This window comes from Rhizobium sp. BK251, assembly GCF_004345245.1.
Taxonomy (GTDB): domain Bacteria; phylum Pseudomonadota; class Alphaproteobacteria; order Rhizobiales; family Rhizobiaceae; genus Rhizobium.
Map to the genome: position 1 here is coordinate 158,651 of NZ_SLUQ01000012.1, position 13,931 is coordinate 172,581.

Here is a 13,931-nt window from a genome sequence, read left to right on the forward strand (position 1 = left end):
GCAGAGACGCGATCACAATTCAAAGCCAGCGGAACTTTGGTCGAAAACCACAGTTTTCCCTGCGTCAAATCTCATGCCAGTCAAGGAGATGTTCCATGCCCCAGGGTGACAAGTCCGCCTATACCGACAAGCAGAAGCGCACGGCCGAGCATATCGAGGAAGGCTACGAAGATCGTGGCGTTTCTGAAAAGGAAGCCGAGCGCCGCGCCTGGGCCACCGTCAACAAGGAAAGCGGCGGTGGCAAGAAGTCCGGGTCCGGTCGCGGTCATGCCGAAAACCATGAGTCCTCCGAAAAGGGAGGGCGCAAGGGAGGTGCCGCTGCTGCCTCGCGGACGAAGGAAGAGCGTTCCGCTTCGGCCAAAAAGGCCGCTGCCACTCGCAAACGCAATGAGCACCACGCCCATCATTGACCCCTGATACGGCGCCCGACCCAGGGCGCCGCTTCCCAGGCGGAGGATCCGATGCCGAAAAAGAAACCCAAGCAGAAATGGTCGCAGGACGTGACCGACAACAGCGATGCGATGGACCTCGAAGGCCGGGTCTTCAAGCAGCGCAGCGCCAAGAAGATCGCGGATTCGCTCAAGCATTCCGCGGAGGAAAGCCCCCGGCGAAAAGCCAGCCCTTTCCAGTCTGCGATGTCGATGCTCACCTTCTATATCAATCGTGCCGGCAAGCAGCTGTCACGATCACGTCTAGCGACCCTCAATCGCGCCAAGGACGAGTTGCGCAAGGACTTTGGCAAGCAGCCGAAACGCTAAAGAGCGTCGGCTGATGCCTGCGCTAGGACCGACACGGCGATTTTGAACGATGCGCCGCGGACCGAATTTCTGCGGAACACTCAGGTCGAAAATCCGTTTTTATGCCGAAATCAATCCAGGAGATTCCTATGAAACAGCTCGCTATTTTATCACTGGCCGTAGCGCTCGCAGGTCCGGCATTCGCACAGTCTGCGGCGGAAAAGACCGGCGTCAACTCCCTGATCGGTGTTGCGCCCAAAACCGAGGATTTCGTCCAGGAGGCTGCGACAAGCGACATATTCGAGATCGCGTCGAGCAAGCTTGCCCTGGAGCGTGGTGACGAAGCAACGAAAGCCTTTGCCGAGCAGATGGTCTCCGATCACCAGAAAACCACGGATGAACTAAAGGGCTTGGTGACCAGCGGCAAGGTCAAAGCACCGCTTCCGGCAGCGATGACATCCAGTCAGCAAAGCATGCTCGACAAGTTGAACGGCCTTCAGGGCGCCGACTTCAACAAGCAATACCACTCTGATCAGGAGTCCGTGCATGAAGATGCGGTCGATCTGTTCAAGCGGTATGGCGACGAAGGCGACAATGCCGATTTGAAAGCGTGGGCCGCCAGTACGCGTCCGGCTCTGGAACACCATCTGATGATGGCAAAGGACCTCAACAAGTAGTGCTGTGAAAAAGTCAGGAGGCAAGTCATGATCGACGAAAGGAAAGAAGACTGCGCGCCTATCAGATCTGGGAAAGCGAGGGGCGGCCGGTAGGACGGGATCTTGCGCACTGGTATCAGGCGGCAGACGGCGAGGCCAGCGCTACCGGCGAAGGAGCTCACTACATGCTTTACTCTGCTTGCGCGGCGTCTGCCGGGTCACTGGTGATCAAGTTCTATCGTTCCGGCGATCAAGTTCGCGGATATGTCCGCAAGATCGCCGAGACCGGCGAAGACGATTCGATATTTCCTGGTGAGGAGATGGAGCCGGAGGCTGCTTTCGATCTGGCCCAATCCCACAATGGAGGTAGCGGCAAGCCGATCTTCGTGGAGCTGACAGAAGGCGTCGAATGGGATCCGTCATGGGGGGCACTCGGAAATAATGATCTCGAGACGGTTCCAGCTGAAACGGATGCTTCTCGCGCTGCGGATAATCCGACCGCCTCCCGGCGTCGCACGCGTCTGGCTCGAGAGGCTGAAAAGGGACTGCGCCGCGCAGTGGGCGAGACGCAGGGTGAGGAGGATGTGAGAAACCGCCGGTCCGACCGCCCAGGAGCCCGATCATGACAACAAATGGCAGATCGTCCAAAGCGCAGATTGCAATGGACGCCAGAGGGCAGTCCGAAAGCAACCATGCAGGTGGCACCAACAACGGTGTCAGCAGTGCCAAGCCGCGCGTGATCACCCATTCCGACGACGCGACGGTTAACAAGAAAACGCCGGGCAAGGGCAAAGACACCAAGGACTGGGACATCAATTACGACGAGCGCGACATGAACGAGGGCGAGTGTCAAGGATAGAGCTGAGAAGCAGAGCTGCGCCCTTCCGGCGCAGGCCGGAACATGGTGCGACATCGAAGGTTTAGTGTGACCGGGGAGCCTCAACCGAGATGGCTCGCCTCGTCGTATCGCTTGAGGCATCCATGACGTCGAAAACACGCTCTCCCAAAATCAAACCCTACTCCGGACCTGCGGGCGGATGGGGTTCTGCAAAATCCGTCGCCGAGATCGCTCTGAAAGAGCATGTGGCGCTGCGTGGGCCCAAGCTGCTATCGACGCAGAACAAGCCGGAAGGCTATATGTGCGTGAGTTGCGCCTGGGCGAAGCCGGCGAAAACCCATCCGCTCGAATTCTGCGAAAACGGTGCAAAAGCGACGGCCTGGGAGATCACATCAAAACGGGCCGACCAGGCATTCTTCGACAAATATCCTCTTTCCGAACTGGAGCTTTGGGACGATCACGACCTCGAGGAACAAGGTCGTTTGACGCATCCGATGCGCTGGGACGCAGCCACCGATCGATATGTTCCGGTCACCTGGGCCGAGGCGTTCGAAGAGATCGGTCGGGAGCTACGCGCTCTCGACCCGCATCAGGTCGATTTCTACACGTCGGGTCGGGCATCGCTCGAAACGAGTTACATGTACCAGCTGTTTGCGCGCATGTACGGCAGCAACAACATGCCCGACAGCTCCAACATGTGTCACGAGAGCTCATCGGTCGCTCTTCCGGAAAGCATCGGGGCCGCTGTTGGAACAGCCGTCCTTTCGGACTTCCAGAATACCGACTGCATCTTCCACATCGCGCAGAACGTTGGTACGTCGTCGCCGCGCTTGCTGCACGATCTCCAGGATGCCGTCGATCGCGGCGTCAAGATCGTCACCTTCAATCTGTTGCGTGAACGCGGCCTTGAGCGGTTCGTCAACCCGCAGTCGCCGACGCAGATGCTCACCGGCAATGAAACGAAGATTTCCTCTGAATATTATCAGGTCAACAATGGCGGCGACATTGCCGCTCTCTTCGGTGTCTGCAAGGCGTTGATCGAAGCCGACGATGCGTTGCGGGCTTCCGGGGAAAGCCGTGTCGCCGGTGACGACGGCAAACCAAAGGATCCAGACAACGCTGCAATGGTTGCCTTTGCGGCCTCGATTGCGGCGGCCGACAAGAAGCATGTCCTCGACCATGACTTCATCAAGGAGCACACCACCGGCTTCGAGGAATTCGCCAACGCCGCACGCGGCCATCGGTGGGAGGAGCTGGAGCGGGTTTCGGGCCTCAGCCGTGATGAGATGACGCGGGCAGCGGCCACCTACGCCAAATCCGAGGCGGTGATGCTGGTTTATGGCATGGGTTTGACGCAACAGCTCATGGGTGTGCAGAACGTCCACATGGTCTGCAATCTGGCACTGTTGCGCGGCAATATCGGCAAGCCCGGCGCCAATATCTGTGCGGTCCGCGGTCACTCCAACGTCCAGGGACAGCGCACCGTCGGCATTACCGAGAAACCGGGCCTGGCGCCGCTCGATAAGCTCTCTGAACTCTACGGCTTCGAACCGCCGCGGTGGACGGGCCGCTCGACAGTCGAGACCTGTGAGGCGATCATGAGCGGGCACTCGCGAGCCTTCATTAGTCTCGGCGGCAATTTCCTAAGAGCCGTCCCCGACACGACTGCCATGGAAGAAGGGTGGCGTAGGCTGCAGCTTAGCGTGCAGATCGCCACCAAGCTCAATCGCAGCCACGTGGTTCATGGCGAAATTGCTTATCTGCTGCCCTGCCTCGGTCGCATCGAACTGGACGAGCAGGCGAGTGGCCCGCAGGCCGTATCGATGGAGAGTTCCATCGCCCATTTCCACGGGTCGCGCGGCAAGACGAAACCGGCAAGCCCGGAGCTCCTTTCGGAGCCGGCAATCGTTGCCGGCATCGCCAAGGCGACACTCGGCAAAACCAAGGTTCCCTGGGACAGCTGGGTCGGGAATTACGCGGAGATCCGCGATGCGATCGAGCAAACCTATCCGGAAACGTTCAAGGATTTCAACAAACGACTGTTTACGCCGGGTGGATTCGTGAGACCGCTGCCGGCGCGCGAACGCAAATGGGTGACGAAGAGCGGCAAGGCGAACTTCCTGACGCCGGAGAAACTGTTTCCGGACTTTTCGACGGCGCAGAGTACCGACGTGCTCCACCTTGCGACTCTCCGGTCGAACGACCAGTTCAATACCACGATCTACGGGTATAGCGACCGCTTTCGCGGTGTCGAAGGCACGCGGAAGGTGGTCTTCATGAACCCGGAGGATATCGTTCGGTTGGGTTTCACGGACGGCGAGAGCGTGGATGTGAGCACCGCGATCGATGCCAACAACGTCCGCAGAGTGACGGGGTTGCGGATCGTTCCCTACGATATTCCCAGGGGCTGTTGCGGGGCGTATTATCCTGAGACGAACCCGCTCTTCCCGCTGGCTCACCATGATCCGAAATCAAAGACCCCATCTTACAAGCTCCTTCCGGTGCGTCTCAGCCGATCGGCGGAAATCCCACATGATTGAGGGGGCCGCTAGGTGAGCACATGATGTTCGGGGGGATCAGGGACGCAAAGTGGCCGTATCTGGCAGCCCTTCTTCTACTGGCCGCCGGGGGCGCCCTGCTCGGTTGGATGCGACAGCCACGGGAACTGCGTACCGATCCACCTGGTACCGCCGATCTTGACCGAATCCGGCTGATGTCCAATGGCATCAGTGGCGCGCCGCCCGAGAGTTATTTTGCTGAAGGGAAACCTTACGAAAGCGACGCTTATAATCTCAGCCAGGGTCAGCGCCTCTATGCCTGGTTCGGGTGTTCAGTCTGTCACGGCGACGGGCGCGGAAACATAGGTCCGTCCTTCCTCGACGGTTGGTGGCTGTATGGTCCGGAGATGGTGTCGATTGTCGTGTCGATCCGGGATGGCCGGCCGCACGGCATGCCGGCCTTTCGCGACCGGATGACGATCGAACAAATCTGGCAACTGGCCGGTTATGTCCAGACCATCGGCGCCTATTCGGCCAAAATGGCGGCGACGGGTCGCAGGGACGACCGCCACACGCGGCCGGCCGAAAACCGGGCGCCGGCGAAGATCCTGTTCAACGAAGGACCGGTCGGCGTCCATCCAGACCAGGGACCCTCCCCTTGAGAGCGGCCCGCATCCTTCTGCTGCCGATCATTGCTGCTGTCGCTGGCTGCAGCGGCAACCAGTCGGCATTGCATCCCCAGGGCGCTCCCGCGATCCATATCGAGCACCTGATCATCGGCATAACCGTCATCTGCACGGTCGTCTGGCTCCTGGTCATGATCGTGCTCGGCTGGGCACTGCTGCGGAAACGGTCCGACGACAGCGGCGAGCCCCGTGAACGGCCCTTGACGATGATCGTTGGCAGTGCCGTTGCCGCGACGGTTATCATTATCGCAGGTCTGACGATCGCAAGCTTTTACACCACACGGGGCATCGGTTTGCCGGAAAACGCAGCGCTGACGATCACCGTCAGGGCACAACAATGGTGGTGGCAGGTCATCTATGCCGACGCCGATCCGGCGCTCAGCTTCCAGACTGCCAACGAAATCCATATCCCGGTCGGTCAGGCTGTTCGGATCCAGCTCGAAAGTGCCGATGTCGTGCATTCGTTCTGGGTACCCAGCCTTGCCGGCAAACAGGATCTCGTGCCGGGCCGCAGGAACAGTCTGCTCCTAAGGGCGGAACGCCCCGGCATCTATCACGGTCAGTGCGCCGAATTTTGCGGGCTTCAGCATACCCATATGGCGATGATGGTCATCGCCGATGAGCCGGCGGACTATCAGCGCTGGATTGCGGCACAACGCGGGAACAGCGTGATGCCGACCGACCCCGACGCTGCCGCCGGAAAGCTCGCTTTTCTGTCAAAACCTTGTGCTGCCTGCCATACGGTGCGCGGTACTCCGGCCACCGGCACCACCGGCCCCGACCTGACCCATATCGGCAGCCGTCATACGATCGCAGCCGGACTTCATGAAACCACACGCGGGTCTCTTGCGGCATGGATTGCCGATCCGCAGACACTCAAGCCCGGTAACAACATGCCGATGGTTCCCCTTACCAGCGTCGAGCTGCGGGATATCTCCGCCTATATGGAGAGCCTTAAATGACCATCAGGGAGGACGGCCAGGATCTGCGCGATACCGGATTGGGCGAGATCGAGCTCGACCACCGTCTTTCAGCGACCTGGTCGACACCCAGGGGATTGTGGGGCGCCCTTTCGACCGTCGACCATAAAATCATCGGCCGCCGCTACATCGTGACGGCCTTCGTGTTCCTGGCGCTCGGTGGAATCCTGGCGATGGCGATGCGGCTGCAACTATCCGAGCCCGAAGCGCGGTTCATTGGTCCGGATCGCTACAATCAGATATTCACCATGCACGGCACCAACATGATGTTTCTGTTTGCCGTGCCCGTGATGGAGGCGATGGCCGTCTATCTGGTGCCGCTGATGGTCGGCACCCGCAACATCGCTTTCCCGCGCCTCAACGCGTTCTCCTACTGGATGTATCTGGCCGGCGGGCTGCTGCTGTGGATCGCCTTTGCGGTCGATACCGGCCCTGACGTCGGCTGGTTTGCCTACGTGCCGCTATCTGGACCGCAATATGCTGCTGGAAAACGCGCCGACATTTGGGCGCAGATGATCACGTTTACCGAAGTCTCGGCGCTGGCCGTCGCGGTCGAGATCGTCGTCACCGTTTTCAAGCAACGCGCACCCGGCATGTCGCTCGACCGCATCCCATTGTTCGTCTGGTCGATGCTGGTCACATCGTTTCTGATCATCATGGCGATGCCAGCGATCATGATCGCCAGCTCGGCGCTGATCCTCGACCGGCTTGTCGGCACCCACTTCTTCAATCCGGCCGAGGGCGGCGACGTATTGCTGTGGCAGCACCTGTTCTGGTTCTTCGGCCACCCGGAGGTCTACATCATCTTCCTGCCAGCGGTCGGTATGGTCTCGACGATCGTCGCGACCTTTACGCGGCGCCCCGTGTTCGGCTACCTCGCCATGGTGATGGCCCTGGTAGCGACCGGGGTTCTGGCCTTCGGGCTCTGGGTGCATCACATGTTCGTCGCCGGGCTGCCGCGTCTCGGCGAAAGCTTCTTTACGGCGTCGAGCATGGCGATCGCCATTCCTGCTGGTCTGCAGATCTTCTGCTGGCTGGCGACGATGTGGGCCGGCAGACCGGTGTTTAAGACCCCGTTCCTGTTCGTCATCGGCTTCATGGTAATATTCGTCATTGGCGGGATGACCGGGGTCATGGTGGCCTCCGTTCCCTTCGACACGCAGGTTCACGACACCTATTTCGTGGTTGCGCATTTCCACTACGTTCTGGTCGGCGGCGCGGTCTTTCCGCTGCTCGGGGCGATTTATTACTGGTTCCCAAAGATCACCGGCCGAATGATGAGCGAGAGGCTCGGTCGCTGGGCGTTCGGCCTGATCTTTACCGGCTTCAACCTGACCTTCTTTCCTATGCATATCCTCGGGCTGCAGGGCATGCCGCGCCGCATCTATACCTATCAGCCGGAAATGCCGTGGTCTGGCTTGAACATGTTCGTTAGCCTGAGTGCCGTGATCCTTGCGGCGGGTTTCCTGCTGTTCTTTATCGATGCCATCCGTAGCGCCGTCTCCGGTGCGGCCGCGCCTGACAATCCCTGGGACGCATCGACGCTCGAATGGTCGACCTCGTCGCCGCCGCCATCCTATAATTTCTCGCGCTTGCCGGTGGTCAGTAGTCTCGCGCCCTTGTCAGAGAAATCAGAAACGCTTCGCGTTGCCTCCGGCCTGTCGGTCGACCGCCGCGAATTGATCGTCAGCAGTGTCGTCGACGCGCTTCCAGAGGCGCGCGAGTCGTCACCTGACAACTCTATCTGGCCGCTCTGGTCGGCACTCGCAACCACGGTGCTGTTGATCTGGTCGATCTTCACTCCCTGGGCAGTCGTCTGGGGATCGATCCCTGTGTCGATTGCCCTGATCGGATGGTTCTGGCCGAAAGGCACTCCGGAGGACGACGCATGAAACAATCCGTCGTACTCGATCTCACGAAACTGCCCCCGCATGGGCTTGGCACCGCAAGCCTGACCTGGTGGGGAACGCTTGCCTTCATGCTGATCGAGGGAACAGGCTTTGCGCTTTCGATCGTTGTCTACCTCTACCTCATGAGCCTGGCACCGCACTGGCCGTCGAATGCACCGCCCCCCGATCTGCTGCCCGGAACGGCCTTGACGGCGTTGCTGATTGCCAGCCTGCTTCCCAACGTCCTGATTGCCCGCTGGGCACGGCAGCAGCATTTGGTGAAGGTCCGTGTCGGACTGATCATCATGTCCCTGCTAGGGGTGGCGCCGCTCATCGTTCGTATCTTCGAATTTCCGGCGATGCACGTCTCGTGGGACCAGAATGCCTACGGGTCGATCGTTTGGGTGATGCTTGGACTGCACACGACCCATATTCTGACCGACCTGATCGACACGCTGGTGCTGATGTGCCTGATGTTTTCCAGGCATGGCGACAATCCCCGCCGCTACGGTGATGTCAACGACAACGCGATGTATTGGAACTTCGTCGTGGCGACCTGGTTGCCGATGTATGTCTGTCTCTACTGGATACCGCGCCTATGACAAGAACCTGGATGCGATATTGCGGACTTGCCGTCCCGCCGCTGGCCTGGGCCGTGGGGACACAGCTTGGGCAGATCACCCCCTACCTCGATTGCCGTCGACAGATGGTTTGGACACCCGCCCTTTGCTCGGCCCTCTCGTTGATTTCGATTGCAGGAGCTGCTGCCTCTCGTCTCGCGCCAAGACGAGTGGGCCGGACTGAGCGGTTTGTCATCGATGCGGGATTTCTGATCGCCTCCGCCTTTGTTTTTGCGCTGGTATTGCAGGGAGCGGCGTCGATGCTGCTGGACCCATGTCAGCGCTGATCTGCACCTTGATCTCACTGATGATGGCCGCTCCGGCGCTGGCCCATGGAGACGATCCTCATACGGCTGCGTCGGTTTGGACATTCGATCCGTTGATCGTGCTACCAATCGCGGTGATAAGCGCACTCTACACGTTCGGCATCGTGAGGCTTTCAGGTCGGGCGCGCCGACTCGGAGCGATGCACCGCCAAAGCCTTTTCTTCTATGGCGGCATGCTGACTTTGGCGGGCGCGCTGATCTCGCCGCTCCACTGGCTCGGAGAACACCTCTTTACATTCCACATGATCGAGCATGAGATCGTCATGGCGGTCTCGGCGCCGTTGATCGTGCTTGCAAGGCCGGTCGGCCTCCTTCTATGGGGTCTGCCAAAACGAGCGCGTCGTGGCTTAGGCGCTGCCATGCGAACTCCTCTCATCCGGCGGTCATGGGACTGGAGCACGGGAGCGACCAGCGCCACCGTCATCCATGGTGTCGCCATCTGGGGCTGGCACCTGCCCTTCCTGTTCGACGCTGCGGTGACCAATACCTCTATGCATCGCCTCCAGCACCTCAGTTTTTTTGCAACGGCGGTCCTGTTCTGGTGGGCGGTCGTTTGGAAAAGCGACTACGGCGCCGCTGCCTGGCACATGTTCCTGACGATGTTACACACGAGCATCCTCGGCGCCTTGATGGCGCTGGCACCGCGCGTTCTCTATATCGCCCAGACGCAAACCGCTTCTGCCTGGGGGCTGACACCCCTGGAGGATCAGCAACTGGCCGGCATGATCATGTGGGTGCCGGCCGGTACCATCTATGCAGCTGCGGCGATGACGATGCTGGCGCTCTGGATCCGCGGTTCCAGCGAGAGAGGAGCGCGAAATGCCTGATGTTGCCGGCTTGGCCCCTCGCCCCATAGTCTGGCTTGCCGCCGCTGTTGCTGCCGGGCTGAGCGCCTTTGTGGTTACCAATACAATACGCGACAGTCAGACAAGGACGGCCGCAGCTGTGGCGCTGACCGGTGGCGATCCGGCGCGCGCTCCCGCACTCTTTCGTCGCTATGGCTGTTCGGGTTGCCATACCATTCCGGGCATACCGGGGGCGGACGGCCAAACCGGCGCGCCACTCATCAGGTTATCCAAACACGTCTATATCGCCGGCGTGCTGGAAAACCGCTCCGACAACCTTGTTGCATGGATCGTTTCGCCGCAGAGCTTTTCGCCACAGACCGCGATGCCGAACACCGGCATCTCAGAACAGGAAGCCAAGGACCTTGCCGCCTACCTCTACGCACATTGAGGTTAGGGTTCGGGCGTCGGCAAGGCCGGGAGGGCCTTGATGTAGCGCGCAATCGCATCACGATCGCTGTCGGGCAGCATGGCCGTGTTGGTCACAACGTCGGCCATCGACGATCCGACACGGCCATGGTCAGGCGTGTCGCCTGTTTTTAGCATCGTTGAAATGTCTTGCTCGCTCGACTTGCCCAGGTCTTGCTGCGTGATATTGGGCACGAACCCCGTCCCTTGCGGATCGACTCCTCCGGCAAACCGGGTGTCGGGTTTGATGGCACCGAAGACGTTCCGACTGGAGTGGCATTCGGCGCAGTGGGATATGCTCTCGACAAGATAAGCGCCGCGATCATGGATCGGCTCGCCACTCAGCCGGGCCTCCGATTGACCCTCCCGAAAAAACAGCAGCTTCCAGAATCCGACGAACCGGCGAATGCGAAACAGAATCGAAGGGTGATGCGGTGGTGCCCGTCCCGAGACTTTCGGAAGCGTCATGAGATACGCGTAGAGATCCCGGATGTCGCCGGCCGTCATTCCAGTGAAGCTCGTATAGGGAAAAGCAGGATAATAATGCTCACGCTCAGGCGACACACCGCCGACGAGCGCGTTCGCCAGATCGACGGGGGTCCATCTGCCAATTCCGTCCACCGGATCCGGAGAAATGTTAGGCGGCCGAAAGGTGCCGAACGGTGAGCCGAGCGCCATGCCGCCTCCAAGCCGCAGTCGATCGGGTTGGCCAGGGGTCGCATGGCAGGACGCACAACCGCCGGCCGCGAAGATCAGTTGCCCGTGCACCGCGTCAGCGGCACCCTCGAACTGCGGATCGCCTTGCGAGAACGGCGGGCGAGCTGCGCTTATATTCCAGCCGGCCGCAACCGCGGTGCCGCCGCACAGAATGGCGACGAAAGCCATTTTCCCGAGCGTGGCCGGGGCAACATTCACAGTCCGGGGTCGCGTAGCTCCCGAGTGTGCCAAGATCAGTCGTCTTTCGTCTTGAAAGCGTCAGAAACCTTCTTGACCTCAGGGTCGCTGTTGCTTTCGCCATTGGCATCCCGGTCCTGGTCGGGATCGTCCTTCGCGCGAAGGTAGCCCCTCGGCGTATTTTCCTGGGGACCTTCCCAGCGTGGTGACTGATCCGTCGTGCCCGGAGCCCCGTCCTTTGGTGAATTCATACCCATGTTCGCTTCCTCCTATGATCGAAGCTAACTGAGGCAGGAAATGAAAGTTCCATCGTCCCCCGCCGCAGCGCGTTTTGACTGTGTCCTGCAGGGGTTCAGCCGGTAGACTACCAACTTACGACTGCCGGGAGTGGCAACCGGCCAAAAATTCTCGAATTCAGGGATTCACAGATCTGAAGCCAAAGCGTACCAAGAAGCGCTCCTTGAGCTCGCGGTGGACCTGGGGCGACGGCCGATGCGCGAGGCACCCGTCGTCGCCACTCAGCCGGATCGTCTGCTGATCATGCATCTATATCCAGCACCGCGTCGATGTCGCAGACGACCCCGGCGGGGTTGTAACTGATTGTCGACCGGCCGTTCAGCTCGGCGGCAAGAAGCCTCTCAACCAGACGCGATCCGAAACCCTTTCGTTGGGGGCTTCACTGCGGGACCACCGTGTTCTGCCCACCTGAAATGTAGCCTTGCTTTCGTGCTCTCATCACCGTCGCCAAACCGCCAGGAGATCGAGATCTTGCGTTGAGCAACCGACAATGCGCCGTACTTTGCAGCATTCGTCGCGAGCTCGTGGATAGCCAAAGAAAACGAGACGACTGCCTTCTGCGGCAGAAGCACAGGGATGCCTTCGATCTCGAAACATTCTGCGGGATAGGGCTCCAGGACTTGCTCACCAGCGCTGAAAGATCGGCGCGCTGCCAGTCTCGATGTGTAAGGAGATCATGCGCCTTCGCCATAGAGGTCAGCCGTTCCCGGAAGGCGTCTACTTCGTCCTGCCCCGTCCCCTCCCGCCCCAGGGTCTGTTTCGAGATTGCGATGACGGTGGCAAAGAAGTTCTTCACGCGATGATTGAGCTCGCCAGTCAATACCGTAAAGCTTCTCGGCGGGGGCATTCCAGCTGGTAATCGTCAAGTCGAGATCGATGCCAAGGATCGCGTCATTCGAGGACTCGATGATGGCAGCCAGGTGGCGTTCAGCCTCCTGCGCATTCTTGCTTGCCGAGATGTCGATGGCAATGAACCCAACTTGTCGGATCCGGCCATCCTCACCCCGGAGCGCCGAAACCGATATCGCCGTCACAACATTGGTCTTCATTCAGGATTGAGACGGCATCAGAAGCCTAGCGGTTTCACACCTCTAGTGGCGCGCGTGGCTCACCATACGATAAGGATGCACGGCCTTGAACTGCGAGATCATGGCGGTTGCTTGCTGTAACACGCGCTCGGCTTTACGCACGTCGTCACGCGCCAGTTCGTCAGCATTGATGAAGATCGCCTGTGCCATATTGGCGGAAAGCGCGGCAAAATGGCGGTTGCCTTCGACATATGCCTCGCGTGCAGCTGCCTCCAGGACATGCGCGATATCGGCAAAGACCTCTTCGCGCTCCTCGATGCTGAGGTCTTCGATGACTTTGATCTTCTCTTCCATTCTCGATCTCACTCCGGATAGACGTGTGATAGTGACCGAGCTCATCGGAGCCTCGATCGCGCAAAGAGCTAGGAAGCGAAAATTTCCGTTTCAAGAGCTTAGTTAAGCCTGAACTCGCCTTCGAGACGACGCCATTCGTTTGGCCCTATCAGACGCTGATGGCTGTAGCGGACGGAATGCAGCGGCCCGTCGAGGCTGGCGCGCCAGAAGTCGAGGAATTTATGCATTTCCGGAAAATCGGGAGCCAGATCGTAGTCCTGCCAGACATAGGTCTGCAGCACGGATTCGAAATCAGGAATGCGGTAGAGGATGTGCGCGGTGGTGAGGCCGTAGCCGTTAAGCTGACGCTCGAAATCCGACGAGAATTGCATGCTCATCTCCGTTTCATGACACTGCCAAAGGTGGCAAAAAATCATGCATCCATCAACGGTTTTCTTAAACCTTCGAAGGCGTTTATCGTTCCTCTCCAGCATGTTAGCAGCCGCCGGGGTAGAGTGCTAATTTTTCTTGCCGACCCTCTTGAAATCAAAAAATCTCGAAAATAAATTTTCCCCGCGAACGCTCAGATGAGGTTCGCACCCGTCCGGATTGGTCACCCGGTCCGGCAGGGGATTTTGCGTCATCTTTTTGTCCAATGGAGGAAAACATGTCGTTCCGACCGCTTCATGATCGCATTCTTGTCCGCCGGGTCGAATCCGAAGAAAAGACCAAGGGTGGGATCATCATCCCTGACACTGCCAAGGAAAAGCCGCAGGAAGGCGAAGTCGTCGCCGTCGGTCTTGGTGCACGCAACGAGGCCGGCCAGATCCAGGCGCTCGACGTCAAGGCTGGCGACCGCATTCTGTTCGGCAAATGGTCCGGCACCGAAATCAAGA

The 13,931-nt window shown here is 59.6% G+C and carries 20 protein-coding genes and 1 pseudogene; 15 read left to right on the forward strand and 6 right to left on the reverse strand.

Annotated elements, in window-relative coordinates:
• Positions 1–95 precede the first annotated feature (95 nt).
• The 14 genes and pseudogenes from EV286_RS27585 to EV286_RS27645 all read left to right on the forward strand — a co-directional run bounded on the left by EV286_RS27585 (position 96) and on the right by EV286_RS27645 (position 10,466).
• Entirely contained in the window at positions 96–410 is a 315-nt protein-coding gene (locus tag EV286_RS27585) for a plasmid stabilization protein (protein ID WP_132960441.1), read from the forward strand.
• A 51-nt stretch (positions 411–461) separates the two neighbouring features.
• Positions 462–758 carry a DUF3175 domain-containing protein gene (locus tag EV286_RS27590; protein ID WP_132960442.1) on the forward strand — a complete coding sequence of 99 codons (297 nt, stop codon included), beginning with the start codon at positions 462–464 and terminating at the stop codon, positions 756–758.
• 128 nt (positions 759–886) lie between these two features.
• Positions 887–1,414, forward strand: a complete 528-nt coding sequence (locus EV286_RS27595) for a DUF4142 domain-containing protein (protein WP_132960443.1) — start codon at positions 887–889, stop codon at positions 1,412–1,414.
• A gap of 50 nt (positions 1,415–1,464) precedes the next feature.
• A pseudogene (locus tag EV286_RS32825) lies at positions 1,465–1,526 on the forward strand (DUF2934 domain-containing protein); the annotation flags it as partial.
• Between the two features lie 52 nt (positions 1,527–1,578).
• Positions 1,579–2,019, forward strand: a complete 441-nt coding sequence (locus EV286_RS27600; RefSeq protein ID WP_245500850.1) for a hypothetical protein — start codon at positions 1,579–1,581, stop codon at positions 2,017–2,019.
• Positions 2,020–2,054: 35 nt separating this feature from the next.
• Entirely contained in the window at positions 2,055–2,252 is a 198-nt protein-coding gene (locus EV286_RS27605) for a hypothetical protein (protein ID WP_132960467.1), read from the forward strand.
• Positions 2,253–2,374: 122 nt separating this feature from the next.
• Positions 2,375–4,771 (forward strand): FdhF/YdeP family oxidoreductase, encoded by a 2,397-nt coding sequence (locus EV286_RS27610; RefSeq protein ID WP_132960445.1) that lies wholly within the window; start codon positions 2,375–2,377, stop codon positions 4,769–4,771.
• A 107-nt stretch (positions 4,772–4,878) separates the two neighbouring features.
• The gene (locus tag EV286_RS27615) at positions 4,879–5,391 is read left to right on the forward strand and encodes a c-type cytochrome (RefSeq protein ID WP_245500853.1); all 513 of its coding nucleotides are present in this window, start codon (positions 4,879–4,881) and stop codon (positions 5,389–5,391) included.
• Positions 5,388–6,377, forward strand: a complete 990-nt coding sequence (gene coxB, locus EV286_RS27620) for a cytochrome c oxidase subunit II (protein WP_132960446.1) — start codon at positions 5,388–5,390, stop codon at positions 6,375–6,377. Before EV286_RS27615 ends, coxB begins: the two co-directional genes overlap by 4 nt.
• Positions 6,374–8,287, forward strand: a complete 1,914-nt coding sequence (gene ctaD / locus EV286_RS27625) for a cytochrome c oxidase subunit I (RefSeq protein ID WP_132960447.1) — start codon at positions 6,374–6,376, stop codon at positions 8,285–8,287. The genes coxB and ctaD overlap by 4 nt, the downstream gene beginning before the upstream one ends.
• Positions 8,284–8,886 (forward strand): cytochrome c oxidase subunit 3, encoded by a 603-nt coding sequence (locus EV286_RS27630; protein ID WP_132960448.1) that lies wholly within the window; start codon positions 8,284–8,286, stop codon positions 8,884–8,886. The genes ctaD and EV286_RS27630 overlap by 4 nt, the downstream gene beginning before the upstream one ends.
• Positions 8,883–9,191: a hypothetical protein gene (locus tag EV286_RS27635; RefSeq protein WP_132960449.1), complete on the forward strand. Its 309-nt coding sequence runs from the start codon at positions 8,883–8,885 to the stop codon at positions 9,189–9,191. Before EV286_RS27630 ends, EV286_RS27635 begins: the two co-directional genes overlap by 4 nt.
• On the forward strand, positions 9,179–10,057 hold the full coding sequence (locus EV286_RS27640; protein ID WP_132960450.1) for a cytochrome c oxidase assembly protein: 879 nt from the start codon (positions 9,179–9,181) through the stop codon (positions 10,055–10,057). The genes EV286_RS27635 and EV286_RS27640 overlap by 13 nt, the downstream gene beginning before the upstream one ends.
• Entirely contained in the window at positions 10,050–10,466 is a 417-nt protein-coding gene (locus EV286_RS27645) for a c-type cytochrome (protein WP_132960451.1), read from the forward strand. Before EV286_RS27640 ends, EV286_RS27645 begins: the two co-directional genes overlap by 8 nt.
• 2 nt (positions 10,467–10,468) lie before the next feature.
• On the opposite strand, the gene EV286_RS27650 is transcribed toward EV286_RS27645, so the two are convergent.
• From EV286_RS27650 to EV286_RS27670, 6 genes are all read right to left on the reverse strand, one after another.
• Positions 10,469–11,368, reverse strand: a complete 900-nt coding sequence (locus EV286_RS27650; RefSeq protein WP_132960452.1) for a cytochrome c — start codon at positions 11,366–11,368, stop codon at positions 10,469–10,471.
• Positions 11,369–11,433: 65 nt separating this feature from the next.
• Positions 11,434–11,634 carry a hypothetical protein gene (locus EV286_RS27655; protein ID WP_113300427.1) on the reverse strand — a complete coding sequence of 67 codons (201 nt, stop codon included), beginning with the start codon at positions 11,632–11,634 and terminating at the stop codon, positions 11,434–11,436.
• A gap of 419 nt (positions 11,635–12,053) precedes the next feature.
• Positions 12,054–12,446, reverse strand: coding sequence for an HWE histidine kinase domain-containing protein (locus EV286_RS32585; protein ID WP_245500854.1), 393 nt, complete (start codon positions 12,444–12,446; stop codon positions 12,054–12,056).
• Entirely contained in the window at positions 12,349–12,723 is a 375-nt protein-coding gene (locus EV286_RS32590) for a PAS domain-containing protein (RefSeq protein WP_245500851.1), read from the reverse strand. The genes EV286_RS32585 and EV286_RS32590 overlap by 98 nt, the downstream gene beginning before the upstream one ends.
• Before the next feature lie 42 nt (positions 12,724–12,765).
• On the reverse strand, positions 12,766–13,056 hold the full coding sequence (locus EV286_RS27665; protein WP_113297429.1) for a hypothetical protein: 291 nt from the start codon (positions 13,054–13,056) through the stop codon (positions 12,766–12,768).
• Positions 13,057–13,154: 98 nt separating this feature from the next.
• Positions 13,155–13,427 carry an usg protein gene (locus EV286_RS27670; protein WP_113297428.1) on the reverse strand — a complete coding sequence of 91 codons (273 nt, stop codon included), beginning with the start codon at positions 13,425–13,427 and terminating at the stop codon, positions 13,155–13,157.
• Positions 13,428–13,702: 275 nt separating this feature from the next.
• Here EV286_RS27670 and EV286_RS27675 point away from each other — a divergent pair.
• Positions 13,703–13,931, forward strand: a 229-nt coding sequence (locus EV286_RS27675; protein WP_132960453.1) for a co-chaperone GroES, incomplete at its 3' end; no start/stop codon positions are given.

Excerpts from the sequence above, each read along its gene's own strand:
- EV286_RS27615 (WP_245500853.1), top strand. The coding sequence starts at position 4,879 with ATGCGACAGCCACGGGAACTGCGTACCGATCCACCTGGTACCGCCGAT.
- EV286_RS27595 (WP_132960443.1), top strand. The coding sequence starts at position 887 with ATGAAACAGCTCGCTATTTTATCACTGGCCGTAGCGCTCGCAGGTCCG.
- EV286_RS27590 (WP_132960442.1), top strand. The coding sequence starts at position 462 with ATGCCGAAAAAGAAACCCAAGCAGAAATGGTCGCAGGACGTGACCGAC.
- EV286_RS32590 (WP_245500851.1), bottom strand. The coding sequence starts at position 12,723 with ATGAAGACCAATGTTGTGACGGCGATATCGGTTTCGGCGCTCCGGGGT.
- EV286_RS27610 (WP_132960445.1), top strand. The coding sequence starts at position 2,375 with ATGACGTCGAAAACACGCTCTCCCAAAATCAAACCCTACTCCGGACCT.
- EV286_RS27665 (WP_113297429.1), bottom strand. The coding sequence starts at position 13,056 with ATGGAAGAGAAGATCAAAGTCATCGAAGACCTCAGCATCGAGGAGCGC.
- EV286_RS27670 (WP_113297428.1), bottom strand. The coding sequence starts at position 13,427 with ATGCAATTCTCGTCGGATTTCGAGCGTCAGCTTAACGGCTACGGCCTC.
- ctaD (WP_132960447.1), top strand. The coding sequence starts at position 6,374 with ATGACCATCAGGGAGGACGGCCAGGATCTGCGCGATACCGGATTGGGC.
- EV286_RS27605 (WP_132960467.1), top strand. The coding sequence starts at position 2,055 with ATGGACGCCAGAGGGCAGTCCGAAAGCAACCATGCAGGTGGCACCAAC.
- EV286_RS27640 (WP_132960450.1), top strand. The coding sequence starts at position 9,179 with ATGTCAGCGCTGATCTGCACCTTGATCTCACTGATGATGGCCGCTCCG.
- EV286_RS27600 (WP_245500850.1), top strand. The coding sequence starts at position 1,579 with ATGCTTTACTCTGCTTGCGCGGCGTCTGCCGGGTCACTGGTGATCAAG.
- EV286_RS27585 (WP_132960441.1), top strand. The coding sequence starts at position 96 with ATGCCCCAGGGTGACAAGTCCGCCTATACCGACAAGCAGAAGCGCACG.
- EV286_RS27645 (WP_132960451.1), top strand. The coding sequence starts at position 10,050 with ATGCCTGATGTTGCCGGCTTGGCCCCTCGCCCCATAGTCTGGCTTGCC.
- EV286_RS27655 (WP_113300427.1), bottom strand. The coding sequence starts at position 11,634 with ATGGGTATGAATTCACCAAAGGACGGGGCTCCGGGCACGACGGATCAG.
- EV286_RS27650 (WP_132960452.1), bottom strand. The coding sequence starts at position 11,368 with ATGGCTTTCGTCGCCATTCTGTGCGGCGGCACCGCGGTTGCGGCCGGC.
- EV286_RS27630 (WP_132960448.1), top strand. The coding sequence starts at position 8,284 with ATGAAACAATCCGTCGTACTCGATCTCACGAAACTGCCCCCGCATGGG.
- EV286_RS27635 (WP_132960449.1), top strand. The coding sequence starts at position 8,883 with ATGACAAGAACCTGGATGCGATATTGCGGACTTGCCGTCCCGCCGCTG.